The following is a 23806-nucleotide window of genomic DNA, read 5'->3' as shown; positions in this document are numbered from 1 at the left end:
CCTTTACCTGAAACCACGGTGCCGAGCGTAGGGGCGCGCGTCCGCTCCGTCAGGGGGAAAATCCCGCGGCGTCACGCCTCGGCGACATTCAGCCAGACGCCTCCCTCGGGCCTGAGCGTGAGGATGAGGACGGGCCGCGGTTCCCGCCCCGGCACGGAGGTGAAGCGGAACCGGGCGAGGAGCGTCGCCAGCACGATCACCGCCTCCTGCAGCGCGAAGGAGGCGCCGATGCAGATGCGGGGTCCGCCGCCGAAGGGCAGGTAGGCGAAGCGGTCGATGGCCTTCGCGTCGGCGAAGCGGTCGGGGTCGAAGCGGTGCGGATCGGGCCAGAGCAGGTGGTTGCGGTGCAGCGCGTAGATCGGCAGCATCACCGTGTCGCCGGGCCTTACCTCGCGTCCGCAAAGCGTGTCGCGCGCGCGCGCCGTACGCGAAAGGAAGGCAGCGGGAGGATAGAGCCGCAGCGTCTCGTCCACGATCCGGCGGACATGGGGCAGGGCGGGCAGGTCGGCAACGGCGGCGGCGCGGGTGCCGAGCACGCCCCGCGCCTCGGCGCGGGCACGCTCCTGCACGCCCTGGTCGAAGGCCACGAGGTAGAGCGCCCAGGCCAGCGTCAGCGCCGTCGTCTCGTGCCCCGCGACGATGAAGGTCAGGAGGTTGTCCCTGAGTTCCGCCGTTGTCATCCGCCGCCGGGTCTCCGGGTCCTCGCCATCGAGAAGCAGGTCGAGAAGATCGGGAACGCCGGCATGTCCCGCCATGCGACGCTCGGTGATCGCCGTGTCGGCCATCGCCTTCATCGACCGCATCGCCGGGCCAGAGCGGAGCCGCCCCGGCCGCGGCACCCAGGCGGGCGCGCCGACGATGTCGAGCAGCGAGATCCGCGCGGTGGAGGCGATGTAGGCGTCGATCGCGCCATGCACCGCCGCCCGGTCGAAGGCCCTGCCGCCGGAGAAGGTGACGTCGGAAATCACCTCGAAGGTCGTGGTGACCATCTCGTCGAAGAGGTTCGCCGCGCGGCCGGTCCGTGCCGCGACGCGCTCGGCCGCGCGCTCCGCCGCGGCGGTCATCACCGGGGCGAGCGCCTCCACGTTGCGGACCGAGAAGGCCGGCGCCGCCGCGCGGCGCTGCCAGTGCCAGTGGGCCCCCTCGGCGATGAACAGGCTGTCGCCGATCGCCGGCCGCAGGATCATCTTCGTCACGTCGGACTTCGGATAGTCCTCCAGCCGGTCCTTCAGGATGCGGCGGTTGGCGGCGGGGTCCATCACCATGTGCCAGCGCTTCACCGTCCGCCCCGAGACCATCGGCTGGCGCGTTGCGATCTCGGGGATGAGTTCGAGGAGGTTCCGTCGTCCGGTGCGGAAACTGTCCATGACCCCCATCGGCCGCGTTGCCAGCGGCACCTGCACCGGATGGAGAGAGGGGGCGGGCATGTCCATCGCGCACTCCGTCTTTCCCCGAATATAGCGGTCGGCCGCCCGTCGCCAAGGCCGCCCCTCGCCAAGCCGCGCTGCCGGGGGCCCTCGCCATTGCCGCGGCGCCTCGGCTCGTCTATGGCGAGGGGACGCCCAAACCGGGGGATCCCATGCGCCTTGCCCGCCTCGTCGCCGCACTTGCCCTGAGCCTGCTCGCCGCCTGCGCCGCGGAGGACCCGAACGCGCCGCCGGAGGATTTCGGCGACTTCGTGCTCGGCTACACCATCGTCGTGGCGAAGAACGCCCAGGCCGTCGGACCTTCGCGCAAGGCCACGGCCGAGGAATGGGAGGCCGCCCTGAAGACGGCGATCGGCGAGAGGTTCGCCCGCTACCAGGGTGAGAAGCTCTACCACATCGGCGTCGGCGTCGATGCCTATGCGCTCGCCGTGCCCGGCGTGCCGATCGTGCTGAGCCCGAAATCGGTGCTCGCCGTCACCGTCAATGTCTGGGACGACACTGCCGGCCGCACCGTGAACGCCGCGCCGAGGCAGTTCACCGTCTTCGAGGGGCTCTCCGGCGATACCGTCGTGGGCTCCGGCCTCACCAAGACCAGGGAAGAGCAGATGGCGACGCTCAGCGCCAATGCCGCGCGCCAGATCAACGCCTGGCTTGTCGAGAACAAGGCCTGGTTCACGCCCGAGGCCGTGGCCGCGCGGGCGTTGCTGCCGCGGCAGTCCGGGGCCGAGGTCGCGGCCATGAAACCGTCGTCCCAGGCGGCGGCCGCGCCGGCGCCCGAACCGGCCAACTGACGCTTGATTTTTGTCCCTCCAGCCGATAGGCAGCGCGCGACGTAGACTTGGGGCATTCCGGCCCCCCCAGAGCATGAGGCGCCCGCGAGATGGCAAAGGCAAAGTTTGAACGGACGAAACCGCACGTGAACGTGGGGACGATCGGCCACGTTGACCACGGCAAGACGACGCTGACGGCGGCGATCACGAAGTATTTCGGCGAGTTCAAGGCGTATGACCAGATCGACGCGGCGCCGGAGGAGAAGGCGCGGGGGATCACGATCTCGACGGCGCATGTGGAATACGAGACGGCGAAGCGTCACTACGCGCATGTGGACTGCCCCGGCCACGCGGACTACGTGAAGAACATGATCACGGGCGCGGCGCAGATGGATGGGGGTATCCTCGTCTGCGCGGCCTCGGACGGCCCGATGCCGCAGACGCGGGAGCACATTCTCCTGGCGCGCCAGGTGGGGGTTCCGGCGCTGGTCGTGTACATGAACAAGATCGACCTTGTCGACGACGAGGAGCTGATCGAGCTGGTGGAGATGGAGCTGCGGGAGCTTCTGTCGTCCTACGACTTCCCCGGCGACGACATCCCGATCATCAAGGGCTCGGCGCACCAGGCGCTGATCGGCGAGCGTCCGGAGATCGGCGAGTCGTCGATCCGCGCGCTGATGGACGCGGTGGACGAGTACATCCCGACGCCGGACCGCCCGATCGACCAGCCGTTCCTGATGCCGATCGAGGACGTGTTCTCGATCTCGGGCCGCGGCACGGTGGTGACGGGCCGGGTGGAGCGCGGCGTGATCAACGTCGGCGACGAGGTCGAGATCGTCGGCATCCGGGCGACGCAGAAGTCGACCTGCACCGGCGTTGAGATGTTCCGCAAGCTTCTCGACCGGGGCGAGGCGGGCGACAACATCGGCGCGCTCCTGCGCGGGATCGACCGTGACGGCGTGGAGCGGGGCCAGGTGCTCTGCAAGCCCGGCTCGGTGAAGCCGCACACGCATTTCGAGGCGGAGGCCTATATCCTGACGAAGGAGGAGGGCGGGCGGCACACGCCGTTCTTCGCCAACTACCGTCCGCAGTTCTACTTCCGCACGACGGACGTGACCGGGACGGTGAAGCTTCCCGAGGGCACCGAGATGGTGATGCCGGGCGACAACCTGAAGTTCGAGGTGGAACTCATCGCGCCGATCGCGATGGAGGAAAAGCTGCGCTTCGCCATCCGCGAGGGCGGCCGCACCGTCGGCGCCGGCGTCGTCTCGAAGATCCTGAAGTAAGCCCGCCCAAGCGGATCGGCCCTGGAGATGAGGCGGCCCCGACGGGCCGCCTCACGCTTTTCCGGCACGACCGCGCCTTCGGGCTCAGTTCTCGCCGATGATCTTCAGCACCTGGGCCCGCGCGCCGTCGCCCATTTCCTTGGAGTCCACGATGGCGATGATCTCGCGCATCTGGGCCAGCGTAAGACCGTCCATCTCCTCGCTCGGGATGCGCAGCTCGATCAGGAAAGCCTTCAGCGTGTCCTGCACCATGTCGAATTCCGCCATGGCATGCGCGGCCGATCCGAAGCCGGCGAGCGCGGAGACGGCGGCGAGGGCGAGAAGCGTGCGTTTCATGGAATGTTTCCCTTCGTTGACTGGCGTTGCCGGGCGTCCCGCCCGGATCGCGACCTTGCGACGGGGTCACGCTAGCCGCGGGTCCGGCCGGCCCGAACGCACGTCTTTCTCCCGTAACATCACGCCCGGGCGACGGCCGGGGCTTCATTCGTGATCATCGTCACCGCGCTGTGAGAACCGCTCCCGAAAGCGTGACGCCGGGGCGGCAAGAGGGGTGATTTCGCGCCCGCCGGGATCGCGGCGCCGGTGCCTGTGTTTCAATCCGGGCGCCCACCGGTCCCCGTCACGATGCCGCGAGTTCACGCCGCGGCGATCGAGGCACACCGCGCAGGCACGGCGGCGTGATCCCCGGGGGCGGTCGCCCGCGGCGCGGCGGGAAAGCCACCCGTCGCGCCCTCGTTGACGATTCGTGCGAAGCCGCCCACAATCGCGCGCCGCACAGTCATGCTTGGGAGGGCGGACCATGTGCCAGATCTTTGCCGGCCAGGAGCCCGGCCGCTACGAGTCCCAGACCCGCCGGCTCAGGCTCAACGGCCAGAGCACCTCGATCCGGCTGGAGCGCGCCTTCTGGCGCATTCTCGACGAGATCGCCGCGCGCGAGGGGTTGTCGACCCCCGCCTTCATCTCGAAGCTTCACTCCGAGGTGCTGGAACTCAGGGGCGAGGCGCCGAACTTCACCTCGCTTCTCCGTTGCGCCTGCACCATCCACCTGGGCGAGCTTGACCGCGACGAGCCCGCCGCGCGCATTGCCGCCGAATAGGCGGAAAATCCGGCTGTAGTATCGGGTTACTACCACCCGCCGGAATTGGTCATCTAACTTTACCAAAATCGCGTGATTTTGGAGGGCGCATGGCCAAGGCAATTCATTCGATGATCCGCGTGCTCGACGAAGCGCGATCGGTGGACTTCTATGCCCGCGCCTTCGGGCTCAAGATCGCCGACCGGCTCGATTTCGAGAGCTTCACGCTGATCTACCTGTCGAACCCCGAAGCGACCTTCGAGCTTGAACTGACGGTCAACAAGGGACGCACGGAGCCCTACGACCTCGGGGACGGCTACGGCCACCTCGCCGTCTCGGTCGCGGACGTGACCGCCGAGCACGCGCGGCTGACCGCCGCGGGCCTCGGCCCGCGCAAGCTCGTGGACTTCAGGAACGGCGACACGCTCGTGGCGCGGTTCTTCTTCATCGCCGACCCCGATGGCTACCAGATCGAGGTTCTCGAGCGCGGCGGGCGTTTCCTTTAGGCGCCCGCCCTTTTGATCTCTAGGGAGGAGAGAATGACAACGAAAGAACGGAAGGGCCTGACACGCCGCGCGCTTCTGGCGCGGTCGGTCGCGGCAGGGACGCTCGCGGTCATCGGTGCCGGCTTCATCGCCGCCCCGAACGGCGCCTGGGCGCTCGAGGTGAGCGTCATCAGCGAGCATGAGATGGCGACGCTTCTCCAGATGGCGCGCGACATCTACCCGCACGACCGCATTGCCGACCAGTACTACGCCGTCGCCGTCAAGGGCTACGACGCCGAGGACCGGAAGGCGATGGTGGCCGAGGGCGTGGCGGCGCTCGACGCGGCGGCGCAGGCGGCGGGCCATGCCGACTATGTCTCGGTGGGCTGGGAGGAGGACCGCGTGAAGCTTCTCCAGGCAATGGAGGACACGCCCTTCTTCCAGACGGTGCGCGGCGGGCTCGTCACCGGGCTCTACAACCAGAAGGAGGTCTGGCCGATCTTCGGCTACGAGGGCGAGAGCTTTTCCAAGGGCGGTTACATCGACCGCGGCTTCGACGACATCAACTGGCTCTGAGGGGGCGGGACCATGACAGCACCATTCGATCTGAACGACGACTCGGTCGTCGTCGTCATCGGGACCGGCGCCGGCGGCGGGGTCGTTGCGAACGAGCTTGCCCAGAAGGGCGTCAGCGTCGTCGCGCTGGAGGCGGGCGGGCGCTACCTGCCCGAGGACTACATCAACGACGAGTGGGAAAGCTTCGGCCAACTCGCCTGGGTCGATCCACGCACGACGAGCGGCGACTGGCGGGTCGCCAAGGACTTCTCCGGCCTGCCCGCCTGGATCGTGAAGGCCGTCGGCGGCACCACGACCCACTGGGCCGGCGCCTCGATCCGCTTCCAGGACCACGAGTGGAAGGCGCTCACGACCTATGGCGCGGTCGAAGGCGCGAGCCTTCTCGACTGGCCGATCGACGCTGCGGAAATGGCGCCTTGGTACGACAAGGCCGAGGCGAAGCTCGGCGTCACCCGTACCGGCGACCGCGCCGGCCTGCCGGGCAACAACAACTTCAAGGTCTTCGAGAAGGGCGCCAAGGCGCTCGGCTACAAGGAGGTCCACACCGGCCGCATGGCGATCAACTCGGCCGACTACGACGGGCGCATGGCCTGCCAGCAGACCGGCTTCTGCTTCCAGGGCTGCAAGTGGGGGGCGAAGTGGTCGGCGGCCTATACCGACATCCCGCGCGGCGAGGCGACTGGGAACCTCGAGGTGCGCGAGCGCGCCCATGTCGCGCGCATCCTGCACGACGATGCCGGCAAGGTGACGGGCGTCGAGTATTTCGACAAGGACGGCAACCTGCAGATGCAGAAGGCGCGCATCGTCTGCGTCGCCGGCAACTCGTTCGAAAGCCCCCGGCTGCTCCTGAACTCGGCCTCGTCGATGTTCCCGAACGGCCTCGCCAACTCCTCCGACCAGGTCGGGCGCAACTACATGCGCCACACCACCGGCTCGGTCTATGCCGTCTTCGAGAAGCCGGTCCGGATGTGGCGCGGCACGACCATGGCCGGCATCGTCCAGGACGAGGCGCGGCACGACCCGTCGCGCGGCTTCGTCGGCGGCTACGAGCTTGAAACGCTCGCGCTCGGCATCCCGTTCATGGCGGCCTTCCTCAACCCCGGCGGCTGGGGGCGCAGCTTCACCACCGCGCTCGACGCCTACGAGAACATGGCCGGCATGTGGATCGTCGGCGAGGACATGCCGCAGGCGACGAACCGCGTCACGCTCTCCGAGACGAAGGACCAGTGGGGCCTGCCGGTGGCGAACGTCAACTTTTCGGACCATCCGAACGACATCGCCATGCGCAACCACGCCTACGGCCGGGGCGAGGCGATCTACAGGGCGGTGGGGGCGACCCGCACCTTCCCGACGCCGCCCTATCCCTCGACCCACAACCTCGGCACCAACCGGATGTCGGAGAAGCCCGAGGACGGCGTCTGCAACAAGTGGGGCCAGAGCCACGACATCGCCAACCTCTTCATCTCGGACGGCAGCCAGTTCACCACCGGCGCGGCAGAGAACCCGACGCTGACGATCGTGGCGCTGGCGATCCGCCAGGCCGACCACATCGCTTCCGAAATGGCGGCGGGCAATCTCTGAGCCTCCGCGCAACGGTCTCGGCGCGCCGGTCCTGCCGGCGCGCCGTTTCCTTTGACACCGGGCCGCGCGACGGGCATAAGCCGCTCACCCGATGAAGGCGACGATGGACATGCACCTTTTCTGAACCCGCACTTCCCGCGACCCAGAAAGGATGCCCCATGCCCCGCCTGCCCGACGCCGCCGCGCGTCACCCTCTCGTCTTTCCCGACGGCACCGCCCATCGCCAGATGGTCAACCTCGCGGTCGCCATCGACCACCCGAACTGGCGCATCGGGCGCAACGCCTATGCCAACGACTTCGACCCGCCCGCGGACTGGGCGGCGCGGCTCGCGCCCTATCTCTATCCCGGCGCACCGGAAACCCTGACCATCGGCGCCTTCTGCCAGATCGCCCACGGCGCGCGGTTCATCACCGCCTCGGCCAATCACCCGATGGACGGAATCTCGACCTATCCCTTCCCGGTCTTCGATCCGGAGGCGCTGCCGTTCTACCGCGACAGCTTCACCGGCCTGCCCGACAACGAGATCGGCCCCGACTGCTGGATCGGCCACGGCGCGCTGATCCTGCCCGGCGCGCGGCTCGGGCCCGGCGTGATCGTCGGCGCCGGCGCCGTGGTGTCGGGCGAGGTGCCCGCCTATGCCGTTGTCGCCGGCGATCCGGCAAGGGTGATCCGGAGCCGCTTTTCCGAGGCCGAGATCGAGACAGTCCTCGACCTTGCCTGGTGGGACTGGCCCGATGACCGCCTCGCCGCCGCGATCCCCCACCTCGCCGCGCGCGACATCGCCGCACTCGCGCGCGAAAAGCCTGCTTGATTTCGTCTGGCGGCTGGCTTAGGTGACAGGCCGGCCACAGGGGTATAGCTCAGCTGGTAGAGCGACGGTCTCCAAAACCGTAGGTCGCGGGTTCGAGCCCTGCTGCCCCTGCCAGGCCGGTTTCCGATCAGGGTTGCTCGAAGTCGCGCGGCGTCTCCGCGCCCGCCTTGCGTTCGCGCACCGAGATGTAGACGGCGCTGGCGATCAGGATGCCGACGCCGAAGAAGGTCCAGCCGTCGGGGAAGTCGCCGAAGAACCACCAGCCGGCGACGGTCGCCATGATCATCTCGGTATAGGCGAGGGGGGCAAGCAGCGAGGCCTCGCAATGGTCGTAGGCCCGCACGATCAGGAAATGCCCGCCCGTCGCGATGGCGCCAAGGAGCAGGAACAGCCCCCATTCCACCGGCTGCGGCGCTTGCCAGACGGGCCAGACCGCAAGCGTCGCGATCGCCGCGCCGAGAAGGCTGGTGTGGAAGGTCGTCACCATCGCGTGGCTCTGCCCCGAGATCCGCCGCGTCATCAGCATGTAGAGCGCCAGCGACAGCCCCGCCATGAGCGCCAGGAGCATCCCCGGACTGACGGTCTGGAACCCCGGCCGGATGATGACGAGCGTGCCGAGGAACCCCGCCGCCACCGCCGCCCAGCGGCGCGGACCGACACGTTCGCCAAGGACCACGGGCGATAGCGCGGTGACGATCAGCGGCTGCACGAAGAAGATCGCCAGCGCATCGGCGATGGGCAGGAACTTCAGCGACCAGAAGAAGCAGAAGGTGGCGGCGATCAGGAAGCCGGCGCGGAAGAGATGGTAGAGCGGACGGTCCGGCACGAGCGCCCCCGCGCCGCCGATCCGCAGGACGAAGGGCAGCGTCAGGAGCGCGCCGAAGGCCATCCGCGCCCAGACCGCCTGCATCACCGGTAGCCCGCGCTGGCCGAGGTGCTTGGCGACCACGTCGAGGAACGGCAGCACCGCCATCGCGCCGAGCATCAGCGCGACCCCGGTCAGGGTGCGGACGCGGTCGGGTGTCGTCGGTTGCATCGCCGGGTCTCCCGCCAGGGACTCCGCCGCTTGGTAGGCCGCCCCGTGCGCCACGGCAAGGCCCGGTCCGGACGAAGGGCGCGGGCGGCGGCGCGCGGGATTGGCGTTTGCCTTTCGCCGCGTGGGTGCTAGTCAATCGGGATGCTGACCAACAAGGCCCGTTACGCGCTTCATGCCATGCTGTTCCTTGCGAAATGCGAGGAGTCCGCCACGGCGTCCGAAATCGCCGAGGCGGAGGGGATTCCGCGCAAGTTCCTCGAACAGGTCCTCTCGGCGCTGAAGACCGGTGGGCTCGTGGTCGGCCGGCGCGGCCCGCGCGGCGGCTACACCCTGTCGCGCCCGGCGGCGAGCATCTCCTTCGCCGCCGTCCTGCGCTGCATCGACGGCCCGCTGGCGCTCGCCCCCTGTGCAAGCCAGTACGCCTACGCGCCCTGTCCGGACTGCAAGTCGGTCGAATCCTGCGAAATCCGGCCGGCGCTTCTGGCCGTCCGCGACACGACCACGCTGCTTCTGGAGGGAATCAGCCTCGCCGAGGCGGCCGGCGGGCGGAAGACATCGTTCCTCTGATCGCGAGTATGCCGGGAAATTGTGCAGCACCGGCGGTGTCAGCGGCTTAATGCATACTTTTCACATAGGAAAACTAAGTATCGAGTCGATTACCTACCAAATCGGTGTAGATTTCTTCTCGAAGCACCGGGAGGTCATCATGGAAGACAGTTTCGCACTCTTTCTTGTCGTCGGGTTTCTCGCCCAGATCGTCGATGGCGCGCTCGGGATGGCCTACGGGGTCGTGTCCGCCTCGGTGCTGCTCGCCTTCGGCGTGCCGCCTGCCGCGGCCTCGGCGGCGGTCCATGCGGCCGAGGTCTTCACCACCGCGGCCTCGGCCGGGTCGCATGTGGTGCACCGGAACGTGGACTGGCGGCTGTTCCGCGTGCTCGTGCCGGCCGGCGTCGTCGGCGGAGTGACCGGGGCCTATGTCCTCACCTCGATCGACGGAGACGTGCTGAAGCCCTACGTCGCCGCATATCTCGGGGTGATGGGCATCTATATCCTGGTCCGGGCCTGGCGCAGCCTGACCCCCATCGACAGCCACCACAGCGGCGTGGTCATCGGGCTCGGCGGGTTCGGCGGATTTGCCGACGCGGTCGGCGGGGGCGGCTGGGGGCCCGTGGTCACCACCGGGCTGATCGGAAACGGCGGCGCCCCGCGGCAGACCATCGGCACCGTCAACACCGCCGAGTTCTTCCTGACGACTGCGGTGTCGCTGTCGTTCCTGACCGCGCTCCTGACCGGCCACTGGGAAGAGGCGGAGGGCCTGCGCGCCCACGGCGCGGCGGTAGCGGGACTCGTCGTCGGCGGCCTGATCGCGGCGCCCATGGCGGGCTACGTCGTCCGCCTCGTCCCGCACCGGCGGCTGATGGCGATGGTCGGCGTCCTCATCTGCGCCATCGCCGTCTACCAGACGGGGCGGCTTCTCTGACGCTCTCGACCAGGCGGCCCGTGACTGACGCATGTCGGGACGGAAAACCGACGCGAAACCGGCGCGGACCCGACGGATGCGGGGCGCTTGAATTCGCCCGCCGATGGGCGTATTTCCCACCCGTTGCATGAGAAGCCCGAGGCAGAGACGCATGGCCACCAACCCCCTCCAGTTCCTCCAGCAGGTCCGCTCAGAGACCGCCAAGGTCCACTGGCCGACCCGCAAGGAAGTGATGACGACCACGATCATGGTCTTCATCATGGCGGCGCTGACCTCGATCTTCTTCTTCCTCATCGATCTCCTCATCCGGACCGGGCTCACCGCGATCCTCGGGATCGGCGGCTGAGGGCCATTCGGCCTTGAAATCGCACGGGAAGGCTTGTAACTGAGGCGGACTTTCCCGGGACCGGCGCGCAACGATTCGGTATGCGCGCTGTTTTTGTTCGGGAGAGTGTGGGGAAACCCACTGGAATGACAGGATTTTCCGGCGGACTATGGCCGGGCGAGCGAGGTCTGGGGCAGATGGCGAAGCGGTGGTATTCGGTGAGCGTTCTCTCGAACTTCGAGAAGAAGGTTGCCGAGCAGATCCGGCATTCCGTCGCCGAAAAGGGCCTGCAGGACGAGATCGACGAGGTTCTCGTGCCGACCGAGGAGGTCATCGAGATCCGCCGCGGCAAGAAGGTCACGTCCGAGCGGCGCTTCATGCCGGGCTATGTGCTCGTTCACATGGACATGACCGACCGGGGCTATCACCTGATCACCTCGATCAACCGGGTGACGGGCTTCCTCGGACCGCAGGGCAAGCCGATGCCGATGCGGGATGCGGAGGTGAATCAGATCCTCAACCGCGTCGAGGAAGGCGAGGCCCAGCCCCGCAACCTGATCCGGTTCGAGATCGGCGAGCATGTCAAGGTCACCGACGGGCCCTTCGACGGCTTCTCGGGGATGGTCGAGGAAGTGGACGAACATTCGAACCGCCTGAAGGTGACGGTCTCGATCTTCGGCCGGCCGACGCCGGTCGAACTGGAGTTCACGCAGGTGCAGAAAGTCGCCTGACGTGGGAGCCGTGGGAGGCCGCGCCGCAACGGCGGGCCGGACCACTAAACTGTGCCTTCGGGCACCAGTGACGAAGGAGCAGGCCAGATGGCCAAGAAGGTAATGGGCAGCCTCAAGCTGCAGGTGAAGGCGGGGCAAGCCAACCCGTCCCCGCCGATCGGTCCGGCGCTGGGTCAGCGCGGGATCAACATCATGGAATTCTGCAAGGCGTTCAACGCCAAGACGCAGGAGATGGAGCCGGGTTCGCCGATCCCGGTCGTCATCACCTACTACGCCGACAAGTCCTTCTCGTTCGAGATGAAGACCTCGCCCGCCTCCTTCTATCTGAAGAAGGCGGCCGGCCTGAAGCCGGTGGGCAAGCGCAACCGGCCGAAGGGGTCCACGAAGCCCGGCCGCGAGGTCGCCGGCACCGTGACCGTCGCGCAGGTGCGCCAGATCGCGGAAGCGAAGATGAAGGACCTCTCGGCCAACGACATCGAGGCCGCGATGCAGATCATCCTCGGCTCGGCGAAGTCCTGCGGCATCGAGGTTAAGGGGTAAGCCATGGCCAAGATCGCGAAACGCACCGCCGCGGCCCGCGCCGCCTTCGACGGCAAGTCGAACCTGACCGTCGAGGACGCCGTCAAGCTCATCAAGGGCGCCGCCTCGGCGAAATTCGACGAGACCGTCGAGATCGCAATGAACCTCGGCGTCGATCCGCGCCACGCGGACCAGATGGTCCGCGGCGTGGTGACGCTGCCGAACGGCACCGGCAAGACCGTCCGCGTCGCCGTCTTCGCCCGCGGCGCCAAGGCCGACGAGGCCAAGGCTGCCGGGGCCGACATCGTCGGCGCCGAAGACCTGATGGAAACGATCCAGGGCGGCAAGATCGAGTTCGACCGCTGCATCGCGACGCCGGACATGATGCCGCTCGTCGGTCGCCTGGGCAAGATCCTCGGGCCCCGCAACCTGATGCCGAACCCGAAGGTCGGCACCGTCACGATGGACGTGAAGGCGGCCGTCGATGCGGCGAAGGGCGGCGAGGTCCAGTTCAAGGTCGAGAAGGCGGGCGTCATCCACGCCGGCGTCGGCAAGGTGTCGTTCGACGAGGCGAAGCTCGCCCAGAACATCCGCGCCTTCGTCGAGGCGGTGAGCCGCGCGAAGCCCTCGGGGGCGAAGGGCACCTATCTGAAGAAGGTGTCGCTCTCCTCCACCATGGGGCCGGGCGTCAGCGTCGATCTGACGTCGGCCACGGCGCACTGAGCGCACGAGATTTGCCGGGCGACCTTGCCCGGCGAATGGCGGGGCGGAAACGCCCCGTCCTGTCCGAGACGGAGGGTGGAGGTAACTCCATAAATCCTTCCTGAGATGGGAAACGAGACTGGACTATCCGGGGCCTGGCCTCGGGCGATCCTGGCCTCGGGACCATCCGGACCCGAACCCCCGATCCCATCGGGGGCAAACTTGAGCCGGGGGGAAACCCCCACACTTGGAGTGAAACCGTGGATAGAGCCCAGAAAGAGAAAGTGGTCGAGGAACTCGGCCAGATCTTCGAAAGCTCTGGCGTTGTGGTGGTTGCCCGCTACGACGGCATGACGGTTGCTCAGATGCAGGACCTCAGGGCGGAAATGCGTTCCGTCGGCGGGTCCGTCCGCGTCGCCAAGAACAGGCTCGCCAAGATCGCCCTTGACGGCAAGCCCTGCGAAAGCATCGGCAAGCTTCTCACGGGCATGACCGTGCTGACCTATTCCGAGGATCCCGTCGCTGCGGCGAAGATCGCGGACGCCTATGCCAAGAAGAACGACAAGTTCGTGATCCTTGGCGGCGCCATGGGCAACACGGCTCTGGACCCGGCCGGCGTCAAAGCCGTCGCCTCGATGCCGTCGCGGGAGGAGCTCATCGCTTCGATCGTGGCCTGCATCGGCGCGCCGGCGGCGAATATCGCCGGGGCCATTGGCGCACCTGCTTCGAACATCGCGGGCATCCTTTCGACTCTGGAAGAGCGGGAAGCCGCGTGAGCAACTTCGTGCCTTCGTGGGGATGAAACCCGACGTTGGAACACATAGCTAGGAACGGATGAGAGAAATGGCTGATCTGAACAAACTCGCCGAAGAAATCGTGGGTCTGACCCTCCTTCAGGCGCAAGAACTGAAAACCATCCTCAAGGACAAGTACGGCATCGAGCCGGCCGCCGGTGGCGCCGTCATGATGGCCGGCCCGGCCGCGGGCGGCGCTGCCGCCGAAGCCGTGGAAGAGAAGACCGAGTTCGACGTCGTGCTGACCGATGCCGGCGCGAACAAGATCAACGTGATCAAGGAAGTCCGCGCGATCACCGGTCTCGGCCTGAAGGAAGCCAAGGACCTCGTCGAGGCCGGCGGCAAGGTCAAGGAAGGTGCGGCGAAGGCCGAGGCCGAAGACATCAAGAAGAAGCTCGAGGCGGCTGGCGCCAAGGTCGAGCTCAAGTGATCGGGCAGGGTGCCCCGGCACTCTGATCGCTGAAATCGGCTGGGCCCGGGGCGCTTCCCGGGCCCGGCCTGACCTGTCTTGGAAGGGGCATCCGCGGGCGGTGCCGGGGTGCCTCTTCCAAGGCGCGGTTGACGGTTCGGGAGCCATCCGGTGGGACGGGTGGCAGGTATGGAACCGACCCCCCTTGTCCAGAAGCGGCGCGGCCCCGTGACCCCGACGGTGCCGCCCCCGCGAAGCGACGAAAGGTGACGACGAGCATGGCGCAGGCGACCGTTGGCCAGAAGCGTATCCGCAGATACTTTGGCAAGATCCGCGAAGTCCTCGAGATGCCGAACCTCATCGAGGTTCAGAAATCCTCCTACGACCTCTTCCTGAAGTCGGGCGACGGCGACAAGCCGGCCGACGGGGAGGGGATCCAGGGCGTTTTCCAGTCGGTCTTTCCGATCAAGGATTTCAACGAGAACGCGATCCTCGAGTTCGTGAAGTACGAGCTCGAGAAGCCGAAGTACGACGTGGACGAATGCCAGACCCGCGACATGACCTATGCCGCGCCGCTCAAGGTGACGCTGCGCCTGATCGTGTTCGATGTCGACGAGGATACCGGCGCGCGCTCGGTGAAGGACATCAAGGAACAGGATGTCTACATGGGCGACATGCCGCTCATGACGCCGAACGGCACCTTCATCGTCAATGGCACCGAGCGGGTCATTGTTTCCCAGATGCACCGCAGCCCCGGCGTGTTTTTCGACCACGACAAGGGCAAGACCCATTCATCGGGCAAGCTCCTGTTCGCCTGCCGGATCATTCCCTATCGCGGCTCGTGGCTCGACTTCGAGTTCGACGCCAAGGACATCGTCTTCGCGCGCATCGACCGGCGCCGCAAGCTGCCGGTGACGACGCTGCTTTACGCGCTCGGACTCGACCAGGAAGGCATCATGGATGCCTACTACAACACGGTCGAGTTCAAGCTGGTGAAGAACAAGGGCTGGGTGACCCGGTTCTTCCCCGAGCGTGTCCGCGGCACGCGCCCGACCTATGACCTCGTGGACGCGGGGACGGGCGAGGTGATCTGCAAGGCGGGCGACAAGGCCACGCCGCGGATGGTCAAGAAGTGGATTGACGACGCCAAGGTGACGGAGCTTCTGGTGCCCTTCGATCACATCGTCGGCCGCTATGTGGCGAAGGACATCATCAACGAGGCCACCGGCGCGATCTATGTCGAGGCCGGCGACGAGATCACCCAGACGCTCGACCGCGACGGCGAGGTCTCGGGCGGCACGCTGAAGGTCCTGCTCGACAACGGCATCACCACGATCCCGGTGCTCGACATCGACAACGTCAACGTCGGCCCCTACATCCGCAACACCATGGCCGCGGACAAGAACTGGAACCGCGATACGGCGCTCATGGACATCTACCGGGTCATGCGCCCGGGCGAGCCGCCGACGGTGGAGGCCGCGTCCGCGCTCTTCGATACGCTCTTCTTCGACCGCGAGCGCTATGACCTCTCGGCCGTCGGCCGGGTCAAGATGAACATGCGCCTGGACCTCGGCAAGCCCGACACCCAGCGCACGCTCGACCGCGAGGACATCGTGGCCTGTGTCAAGGCGCTGGTGGAACTGCGCGACGGCAAGGGCGAGATCGACGACATCGACCACCTCGGCAACCGCCGGGTCCGGTCGGTGGGCGAACTGATGGAAAACCAGTACCGCGTGGGTCTTCTCCGCATGGAGCGCGCCATCAAGGAGCGCATGTCCTCGGTCGAGATCGACACGGTGATGCCGCAGGACCTGATCAACGCCAAGCCCGCGGCGGCGGCGGTGCGGGAGTTCTTCGGCTCCTCGCAGCTCTCGCAGTTCATGGACCAGACCAACCCGCTCTCCGAGGTGACGCACAAGCGGCGCCTCTCGGCGCTCGGGCCCGGTGGTCTGACGCGGGAGCGCGCGGGCTTCGAGGTGCGCGACGTGCACCCGACGCACTACGGACGGATGTGCCCGATCGAGACGCCGGAAGGCCCGAACATCGGTCTGATCAACTCGCTCGCCACCTTCGCGCGGGTGAACAAGTACGGCTTCATCGAGACCCCCTACCGCAAGGTCAAGGACGGCCAGGTCACCGACGACGTGCAATACATGTCCGCGACCGAAGAGATGCGCCACACGGTGGCCCAGGCCAACGCGACGCTCGACGAGAAGGGCAATTTCATCAACGAGCTCGTCTCGACGCGCCAGGCCGGCGAGTACACGTTGGCGCCGCGCGAGCAGGTCGACCTGATCGACGTGTCGCCGAAACAGCTCGTCTCGGTCGCGGCCTCGCTGATCCCGTTCCTCGAGAACGACGACGCCAACCGCGCCCTCATGGGCTCGAACATGCAGCGCCAGGCGGTGCCGCTGCTTCAGGCTGACGCGCCCTTCGTCGGCACGGGCATCGAGGCCAAGGTCGCGCTCGATTCCGGCGCGGCGATCGTTGCCCGCCGCGGCGGGGTGATCGACCAGGTTGATGCCACCCGGATCGTCATCCGCGCGACCGAAGACCTGGAAATCGGCGACGCCGGCGTCGACATCTACCGTCTGCGCAAGTTCCAGCGGTCGAACCAGAACACCTGCATCAACCAGCGCCCGCTGGTGAAGGTGGGTGACAGGGTCGGCAAGGGCGACGTCATCGCCGATGGCCCCTCGACCGAGATGGGGGAACTGGCGCTCGGCAAGAACGTCATCGTCGCCTTCATGCCGTGGAACGGCTACAACTACGAGGACTCGATCCTGATTTCCGAGCGCATCGTGCGCGACGACGTCTTCACCTCGATCCATATCGAGGAATACGAGGTCGCCGCCCGCGATACCAAGCTCGGGCCGGAAGAGATCACCCGCGATATCCCGAACGTCGGCGAGGAAGCGCTGCGCAACCTCGACGAGGCCGGCATCGTCTATATCGGCGCCGAAGTCGGACCGGGCGACATCCTGGTTGGCAAGATCACGCCCAAGGGCGAAAGCCCGATGACGCCGGAGGAGAAGCTCTTGCGCGCCATCTTCGGCGAGAAGGCCTCGGACGTGCGCGACACCTCGCTCCGGCTGCCGCCGGGCGATTTCGGCACGGTCGTCGAAGTGCGGGTCTTCAACCGCCACGGCGTCGACAAGGACGAGCGGGCCCTTCAGATCGAGCGCGAGGAAGTCGAACGCCTCGCCCGCGACCGCGACGACGAGCTCGCCATCCTCGAGCGCAACATCTATGCGCGTCTGAAGTCCATGATCCTCGGCAAGACCGCGGTGAAGGGGCCGAAGGGCATCAAGCCGAATGCGGTGATCGACGAGGAACTGCTGGAGTCGCTCAGCCGCGGCCAGTGGTGGCAGCTCGCTCTCGCCGAAGAGAAGGACGCCCAGGAGGTCGAGGCGCTGAATGCCCAGTTCGAGGCACAGAAGCGCACGCTTGAGCACCGTTTCGAGGACAAGGTCGAGAAGGTGCGCCGTGGCGACGATTTGCCCCCGGGCGTGATGAAGATGGTCAAGGTCTTCGTCGCGGTGAAGCGCAAGCTGCAGCCGGGCGACAAGATGGCCGGCCGCCATGGCAACAAGGGTGTCGTTTCCAAGGTCGTGCCGATCGAGGACATGCCGTTCCTCGGCGATGGCACCCCGGTCGACATGGTGCTTAACCCGCTCGGCGTGCCGTCGCGCATGAACGTCGGCCAGATCCTCGAGACGCATATGGGCTGGGCTGCGCGCGGCCTCGGGCTCAAGATCGACGAGGCGCTGCAGGACTACCGGCGGACCGGCGACCTGACCCCGGTGCGCGACGCGCTGAAGCATGGCTACGGCGACGAAGCCTATGACGAAGCCTTCTCGGACCTCGACGAGGGGACGCTGGTCGAACGGGCGGAGACGGTTCGCCGCGGCGTGCCGATCGCCACGCCCGTCTTCGATGGCGCCAAGGAGGCGGACGTGAACGATGCACTCCTGCGCGCGGGCTTCGACGTCTCGGGCCAGTCGGACCTCTTCGACGGCCGCACGGGCGAGCGGTTCCAGCGCAAGGTGACGGTCGGCGTGAAGTATCTGCTGAAGCTTCATCACCTCGTCGACGACAAGATCCACGCGCGCTCGACCGGGCCCTACAGCCTCGTCACGCAGCAGCCTCTGGGCGGCAAGGCCCAGTTCGGCGGCCAGCGTTTCGGGGAAATGGAGGTCTGGGCGCTGGAGGCCTATGGCGCCGCCTACACCCTGCAGGAGATGCTCACCGTCAAGTCGGACGACGTCGCGGGCCGGACCAAGGTTTACGAGTCGATCGTCAAGGGCGAGGACAACTTCGAGGCCGGCGTGCCGGAATCTTTCAACGTGCTCGTCAAGGAAGTGCGGGGCCTCGGCCTCAACATGGAACTCCTGGATGCGGAGGAGGAGTGAGGGCGGCCCCGCCCTCGCTATCCCATCCCCTGATCTGAAGGACGCAAGATGAACCAGGAACTGACCAACAACCCGTTCAACCCGCTGGCCGCGCCGAAGCAGTTCGACGAGATCAAGATCTCGCTCGCCTCGCCCGAGCGCATCCTCAGCTGGTCCTACGGCGAGATCAAGAAGCCCGAGACGATCAACTACCGCACGTTCAAGCCAGAGCGGGACGGGCTCTTCTGCGCCCGCATCTTCGGGCCGATAAAGGACTACGAATGCCTCTGCGGCAAGTACAAGCGCATGAAGTATCGCGGCGTCGTCTGCGAGAAATGCGGCGTCGAGGTGACGCTCCAGAAGGTGCGCCGCGAGCGGATGGGCCATATCGAGCTCGCCGCCCCCGTCGCCCACATCTGGTTCCTGAAGTCGCTGCCGAGCCGGATCGGCCTCATGCTCGACATGACGCTGCGCGACCTCGAGCGCATCCTCTACTTCGAGAACTACGTCGTCATCGAGCCGGGCCTGACGGACCTCACCTACGGCCAGCTCCTGACCGAGGAGGAATTTCTCGACGCGCAGGACCAGTACGGCGCCGACGCCTTCACCGCCAATATCGGCGCCGAGGCGATCCGCGAGATGCTGGCGGCCATTGATCTGGAGGCCACCGCCGAACAGCTCCGCGAGGAACTGAAGGAGGCGACCGGGGAGTTGAAGCCGAAGAAGATCATCAAGCGGCTGAAGATCGTCGAGAACTTCCTCGAGTCGGGCAACCGGCCGGAATGGATGGTGCTGACGGTTATCCCGGTCATCCCGCCGGAACTGCGCCCGCTGGTGCCGCTGGACGGCGGCCGCTTCGCCACGTCGGACCTCAACGACCTTTACCGCCGCGTCATCAACCGCAACAACCGCCTCAAGCGGCTGATCGAGTTGCGCGCGCCCGACATCATCGTCCGCAACGAAAAGCGGATGCTGCAGGAATCGGTCGATGCGCTCTTCGACAACGGTCGCCGCGGCCGCGTCATCACGGGGGCCAACAAGCGCCCGCTGAAGTCGCTCTCGGACATGCTCAAGGGCAAGCAGGGCCGGTTCCGCCAGAACCTCCTCGGCAAGCGCGTGGACTTCTCGGGCCGCTCGGTCATCGTGACCGGCCCGGAACTGAAGCTCCATCAGTGCGGCCTGCCGAAGAAGATGGCGCTCGAACTCTTCAAGCCGTTCATCTACTCGCGGCTGGAGGCGAAGGGCCTCTCTTCGACCGTCAAGCAGGCGAAGAAGCTGGTGGAGAAGGAGCGCCCGGAGGTCTGGGACATCCTGGATGAAGTGATCCGCGAACACCCCGTCCTCTTGAACCGCGCGCCGACCCTGCACCGCCTGGGCATCCAGGCGTTCGAGCCGACGCTCATTGAGGGCAAGGCGATCCAGCTTCACCCGCTGGTCTGCTCGGCCTTCAACGCCGACTTCGACGGCGATCAGATGGCCGTGCACGTTCCGCTGTCGCTCGAAGCGCAGCTCGAAGCACGCGTCCTGATGATGTCGACCAACAACGTGCTGAGCCCCGCCAACGGCGCGCCGATCATCGTGCCGTCGCAGGACATGGTCCTGGGTCTTTACTACGTGTCGATGGAGCGCAAGGGCATGAAGGGCGAAGGCATGGTCTTCGCCGATGCCGACGAGGTGCAGCACGCGCTCGACGCGGGCGAGGTGCATCTGCATTCCAGGATCACCGCGCGCGTGAAGCAGATCGATGCCGAAGGCAACGAGGTGTGGAAGCGCTACCAGACGACGCCGGGCCGCGTCCGCCTAGGCGCGCTCCTGCCGCTGAACGCAAAGGCGCCGTTCGAGCTCGTGAACCGGCTTCTCAGGAAGAAGGACGTGCAGAACGTCATCGACACCGTCTACCGCTACTGCGGCCAGAAGGAATCGGTGATCTTCTGCGACCAGATCATGGGGCTCGGCTTCCGCGAAGCCTTCAAGGCCGGCATTTCCTTCGGCAAGGATGACATGGTCATCCCCGAGAAGAAGTGGACCATCGTCAACGAGGTCCGCGATCAGGTGAAGGAATTCGAACAGCAGTACATGGACGGCCTGATCACCCAGGGTGAGAAGTACAACAAGGTCGTCGATGCCTGGTCGAAATGCTCCGATGCCGTCGCGGCGGAGATGATGAAGGAAATCTCGTCGCTGCGCGTCGACGACGCCGGCGCCGAGAAGGAACCGAACTCGGTCTACATGATGTCGCACTCCGGTGCGCGGGGCTCGCCGGCGCAGATGAAGCAGCTCGGCGGGATGCGCGGCCTGATGGCCAAGCCGAGCGGAGAGATCATCGAGACGCCGATCATCTCGAACTTCAAGGAAGGCCTCACGGTGCTCGAGTACTTCAACTCGACGCACGGCGCGCGGAAGGGTCTGGCCGACACGGCGCTGAAGACGGCGAACTCGGGTTACCTGACCCGCCGCCTGGTCGATGTGGCGCAGGACTGCATCATCCGCCTGCCGGACTGCGGCACCGACCGTGCGATCACGGCCTCGGCCGCGGTCAACGACGGTGAAGTGGTCAGCCCGCTGTCCGAACGCATCCTCGGCCGTGTCGCCGCCGACGACGTGATGGTGCCGGGCACGGACGAGATCATCGTCCGCCGGGGCGAACTGATCGACGAGCGCAAGTCCGAGGCGGTGGAAGCCGCGGGCGTCGTTTCGGTGCGGATCCGTTCGGCGCTGACCTGCGAGGCCGAGGAAGGCGTCTGCGCCATGTGCTACGGGCGCGACCTCGCCCGCGGCACGCTCGTCAACATCGGCGAGGCGGTGGGCATCATCGCCGCGCAGTCGATCGGCGAGCCGGGCACGCAGCTGACGATGCGGACCTTCCACATCGGCGGCATCGCCCAGGGCGGCCAGCAGTCCTTCCTGGAAGCGAGCCAGGAAGGCAAGGTCGAGTTCCGAAACGCGAACCTGCTGGAGAATGCCAGCGGTGAGCAGATCGTGACCGGCCGCAACATGCAGGTCGCCATCCTCGACGAGGCGGGCCAGGAACGGGCGAGCCACAAGGTGAGCTACGGTGCGAAGATCCACGTGAAGGACGGCCAGGCCGTCAAGCGCGGCACCAAGCTCTTCGAGTGGGATCCCTACACCCTGCCGATCATCGCCGAGAAGGCGGGCGTGGCGAAGTTCGTCGACCTCGTCTCGGGCATCTCGGTCCGCGACGAGACCGACGAGGCTACGGGCATGACCCAGAAGATCGTCACCGACTGGCGCACCGCGCCGCGCGGCAGCGACCTCAAGCCCGAGATCATCGTCATGGATCCGGGGACGGGCGAACCGGTGCGCAACGATGCGGGCAACCCCGTCAGCTATCCGATGTCCGTCGACGCCATCCTCTCGATCGAGGACGGGCAGGAGATCCGGGCGGGCGACGTGGTGGCGCGTATCCCGCGCGAGGGCGCCAAGACCAAGGACATCACCGGGGGTCTTCCCCGCGTGGCGGAACTGTTCGAGGCCCGGCGTCCGAAGGATCACGCCATCATCGCCGAGATCGACGGCTATGTGCGCTTCGGCAAGGACTACAAGAACAAGCGCCGCATCACCATCGAGCCGACCGACGAGACGATGCATCCGGTCGAGTACATGGTGCCGAAGGGCAAGCACATCCCTGTGCAGGAAGGCGACTTCGTGCAGAAGGGCGACTACATCATGGACGGCAACCCGGCACCGCACGACATCCTGCGGATCATGGGGATCGAGGCGCTGGCCGACTACCTCATCGACGAGGTGCAGGACGTCTACCGGCTCCAGGGCGTGAAGATCAACGACAAGCACATCGAGGTGATCGTCCGCCAGATGCTGCAGAAGATCGAGATCCTCGATTCGGGCGAGACGACGCTGCTGAAGGGCGAGCACGTCGACAAGGCGGAGTTCGACGAGGAGAACGACAAGGTCATCGCGCGGAGCGCAAAGCCGGCGACGGGCGAACCGGTTCTGCTCGGCATCACCAAGGCCTCGCTGCAGACCCGGTCGTTCATCTCGGCGGCGTCCTTCCAGGAGACCACGCGCGTCCTCACCGAGGCCGCCGTGCAGGGCAAGCGCGACACGCTTGTCGGCCTGAAGGAGAACGTGATCGTCGGCCGCCTGATCCCGGCGGGCACCGGTGGGGCGACGATGCGCGTGCGCAAGATCGCCCATGACCGCGACCAGAAGGTGATCGAGCAGCGCCGGGCCGAGGCCGAGCGGGCGGCGGCACTGGTGGCGCCGTCGGAGACCGTGCTCGACGACGTGATCGAGATCGACGCCGACAGCGGGCTCGTGGACACCTACGAGAGCCGCGAGGGCTGATCGCAACCGGAAAGCCTGAAATCCCCCGCTTCGGCGGGGGTTTTCTTTTCCCACCGGCCAAGCGACAACGAGGCGCGCGCCCCGGCGGGCGCAGTCGGGGAGGCCCAATGCCGTTGTCCGAGAACGCGCGCGGCGCGATCTACATGAGCGTTGCGATGACGGCCTTCACCGTGAACGACGCCTGCATGAAGGCGGTGACGCAGGCGCTGCCGCTCTACCAGGCGATGTTCCTGCGCGGCGTGTTCGCCACGATCGCACTTCTGGCCATCGGCTGGCACATGGGCAGCCTCCGCTTCGCCATGCAGGCGAGCGACCGCAAGTGGCTTTTCCTGCGTACCCTCGGCGAGGTCGGCGGCACGCTGACCTTCCTGTCAGCCCTGCGCCACATGCCGCTCGCCAACCTCTCGGCGATCCTGCAGTTCCTGCCGCTCGCCGTCACGCTGGCGGCGGCACTCCTCCTGCGCGAGCCGGTGGGCTGGCGCCGCTTCACCGCCATTGCCGTCGGCTTCGCCGGCGTCCTCCTCATCGTGCGCCCCGGCACCGCGGGCTTCGACCGCTGGGCGCTCGTCGGCATCGCCTCGGTGGCCTTCGTCGTCCTGCGCGACCTGACCACGCGGCGCATGTCGAGCGCGCTTCCCTCCGTCACCGTCGCCGTGACCGCCGCGGTTTCGGTCACGCTCACCGGGGCCGCGCTCGTGCCCTTCGGTGGGTGGGCGCCGGTCGGGGCGGCGGAGGCGGCGCTGGTCGCGACCGCGGCGACCTGCCTCATCGCCGGCTATCTGCTGATCGTCATGGCGATGCGGGTGGGCGAGATCAGCCTCGTCGCGCCCTTCCGTTATACCGCGCTCATCGCGGCGATCGGCCTCGGCTGGGCGGCCTTCGGGCAGTTGCCCGACACGCTGACGCTCGCCGGTGCCGGCATCGTGATCCTGACGGGCATCTACAGCTTCCACCGCGAACGCCGGCTCGGCCGGTCCGTCGCCATGCCGGACGCGCCGGCCTTGCGGCTTCGCTGAGCGCCACATTTACAACCGGGCTTGCGTGAAGTACGACCGCCCGGCGTCAACAGGCGGACCGCAGG

The 23806-nt window shown here is 67.0% G+C and carries 21 protein-coding genes and 1 tRNA gene; 19 read left to right on the top strand and 3 right to left on the bottom strand.

Annotation, left to right across the window (positions count from 1 at the left end):
• Window positions 1-71: 71 nt before the first annotated feature.
• On the bottom strand, window positions 72-1433 hold the full coding sequence (locus F9K34_RS02605; RefSeq protein WP_291335104.1) for a cytochrome P450: 1362 nt from the start codon (window positions 1431-1433) through the stop codon (window positions 72-74).
• Between the two features lie 146 nt (window positions 1434-1579).
• On the opposite strand from F9K34_RS02605, the gene F9K34_RS02600 reads away from it, so the two are divergent.
• A complete protein-coding gene (locus tag F9K34_RS02600; RefSeq protein WP_291335102.1) occupies window positions 1580-2218 on the top strand; it encodes a hypothetical protein in 639 nt (212 codons plus the stop codon).
• 89 nt (window positions 2219-2307) lie between these two features.
• The gene (gene tuf / locus F9K34_RS02595; protein ID WP_291335051.1) at window positions 2308-3483 is read left to right on the top strand and encodes an elongation factor Tu; all 1176 of its coding nucleotides are present in this window, start codon (window positions 2308-2310) and stop codon (window positions 3481-3483) included.
• Between the two features lie 84 nt (window positions 3484-3567).
• On the opposite strand, the gene F9K34_RS02590 is transcribed toward tuf, so the two are convergent.
• Complete coding sequence (locus F9K34_RS02590; protein WP_291335100.1) at window positions 3568-3819, bottom strand: hypothetical protein; 252 nt, start codon at window positions 3817-3819, stop codon at window positions 3568-3570.
• A 463-nt stretch (window positions 3820-4282) separates the two neighbouring features.
• Between F9K34_RS02590 and F9K34_RS02585 the strand changes: the two genes are divergently transcribed.
• The 6 genes from F9K34_RS02585 to F9K34_RS02560 all read left to right on the top strand — a co-directional run bounded on the left by F9K34_RS02585 (window position 4283) and on the right by F9K34_RS02560 (window position 8126).
• The gene (locus F9K34_RS02585; RefSeq protein ID WP_291335098.1) at window positions 4283-4579 is read left to right on the top strand and encodes a ribbon-helix-helix domain-containing protein; all 297 of its coding nucleotides are present in this window, start codon (window positions 4283-4285) and stop codon (window positions 4577-4579) included.
• Between the two features lie 89 nt (window positions 4580-4668).
• Window positions 4669-5064: a VOC family protein gene (locus F9K34_RS02580; RefSeq protein ID WP_291335096.1), complete on the top strand. Its 396-nt coding sequence runs from the start codon at window positions 4669-4671 to the stop codon at window positions 5062-5064.
• Window positions 5065-5097: 33 nt separating this feature from the next.
• Window positions 5098-5619: a Twin-arginine translocation pathway signal gene (locus F9K34_RS02575; protein ID WP_291335094.1), complete on the top strand. Its 522-nt coding sequence runs from the start codon at window positions 5098-5100 to the stop codon at window positions 5617-5619.
• A 12-nt stretch (window positions 5620-5631) separates the two neighbouring features.
• A complete protein-coding gene (locus F9K34_RS02570) occupies window positions 5632-7200 on the top strand; it encodes a GMC family oxidoreductase (protein ID WP_291335092.1) in 1569 nt (522 codons plus the stop codon).
• 158 nt (window positions 7201-7358) lie between these two features.
• Window positions 7359-8012 (top strand): CatB-related O-acetyltransferase, encoded by a 654-nt coding sequence (locus F9K34_RS02565; RefSeq protein WP_291335090.1) that lies wholly within the window; start codon window positions 7359-7361, stop codon window positions 8010-8012.
• Window positions 8013-8050: 38 nt separating this feature from the next.
• A tRNA-Trp gene (locus F9K34_RS02560) sits at window positions 8051-8126 on the top strand.
• Window positions 8127-8139: 13 nt separating this feature from the next.
• On the opposite strand, the gene F9K34_RS02555 is transcribed toward F9K34_RS02560, so the two are convergent.
• A complete protein-coding gene (locus F9K34_RS02555) occupies window positions 8140-9048 on the bottom strand; it encodes a DMT family transporter (protein WP_291335088.1) in 909 nt (302 codons plus the stop codon).
• A 141-nt stretch (window positions 9049-9189) separates the two neighbouring features.
• Here F9K34_RS02555 and F9K34_RS02550 point away from each other — a divergent pair, with 141 nt between their 5' ends.
• From F9K34_RS02550 to F9K34_RS02500, 11 genes are all read left to right on the top strand, one after another.
• Window positions 9190-9615, top strand: coding sequence for an RrF2 family transcriptional regulator (locus F9K34_RS02550; RefSeq protein ID WP_291335086.1), 426 nt, complete (start codon window positions 9190-9192; stop codon window positions 9613-9615).
• Between the two features lie 139 nt (window positions 9616-9754).
• A complete protein-coding gene (locus F9K34_RS02545; RefSeq protein ID WP_291335084.1) occupies window positions 9755-10528 on the top strand; it encodes a sulfite exporter TauE/SafE family protein in 774 nt (257 codons plus the stop codon).
• Window positions 10529-10679: 151 nt separating this feature from the next.
• Window positions 10680-10874 (top strand): preprotein translocase subunit SecE, encoded by a 195-nt coding sequence (gene secE, locus F9K34_RS02540; protein ID WP_291335082.1) that lies wholly within the window; start codon window positions 10680-10682, stop codon window positions 10872-10874.
• Window positions 10875-11050: 176 nt separating this feature from the next.
• Window positions 11051-11584 carry a transcription termination/antitermination protein NusG gene (gene nusG, locus F9K34_RS02535; RefSeq protein WP_291335080.1) on the top strand — a complete coding sequence of 178 codons (534 nt, stop codon included), beginning with the start codon at window positions 11051-11053 and terminating at the stop codon, window positions 11582-11584.
• Between the two features lie 87 nt (window positions 11585-11671).
• Window positions 11672-12124 carry a 50S ribosomal protein L11 gene (gene rplK / locus F9K34_RS02530; protein ID WP_291335078.1) on the top strand — a complete coding sequence of 151 codons (453 nt, stop codon included), beginning with the start codon at window positions 11672-11674 and terminating at the stop codon, window positions 12122-12124.
• Window positions 12125-12127: 3 nt separating this feature from the next.
• Complete coding sequence (rplA, locus tag F9K34_RS02525) at window positions 12128-12826, top strand: 50S ribosomal protein L1 (RefSeq protein ID WP_291335076.1); 699 nt, start codon at window positions 12128-12130, stop codon at window positions 12824-12826.
• Window positions 12827-13065: 239 nt separating this feature from the next.
• Entirely contained in the window at window positions 13066-13581 is a 516-nt protein-coding gene (rplJ, locus tag F9K34_RS02520) for a 50S ribosomal protein L10 (RefSeq protein ID WP_291335074.1), read from the top strand.
• Between the two features lie 67 nt (window positions 13582-13648).
• Window positions 13649-14029: a 50S ribosomal protein L7/L12 gene (gene rplL, locus F9K34_RS02515; RefSeq protein ID WP_291335072.1), complete on the top strand. Its 381-nt coding sequence runs from the start codon at window positions 13649-13651 to the stop codon at window positions 14027-14029.
• A gap of 257 nt (window positions 14030-14286) precedes the next feature.
• Window positions 14287-18420: a DNA-directed RNA polymerase subunit beta gene (gene rpoB / locus F9K34_RS02510; protein ID WP_291335070.1), complete on the top strand. Its 4134-nt coding sequence runs from the start codon at window positions 14287-14289 to the stop codon at window positions 18418-18420.
• 48 nt (window positions 18421-18468) lie between these two features.
• Window positions 18469-22725 carry a DNA-directed RNA polymerase subunit beta' gene (gene rpoC / locus F9K34_RS02505; RefSeq protein WP_291335068.1) on the top strand — a complete coding sequence of 1419 codons (4257 nt, stop codon included), beginning with the start codon at window positions 18469-18471 and terminating at the stop codon, window positions 22723-22725.
• Between the two features lie 107 nt (window positions 22726-22832).
• On the top strand, window positions 22833-23741 hold the full coding sequence (locus F9K34_RS02500; protein WP_291335066.1) for a DMT family transporter: 909 nt from the start codon (window positions 22833-22835) through the stop codon (window positions 23739-23741).
• The last annotated feature ends 65 nt before the right edge of the window (window positions 23742-23806 follow it).

The sequence above is a fragment of the Albidovulum sp. genome, assembly GCF_008933605.1.
Lineage (GTDB): Bacteria > Pseudomonadota > Alphaproteobacteria > Rhodobacterales > Rhodobacteraceae > Albidovulum.
The sequence above is the reverse complement of the archived record's forward strand: the minus strand, read 5'-3'. Positions and strand labels throughout refer to the sequence as shown.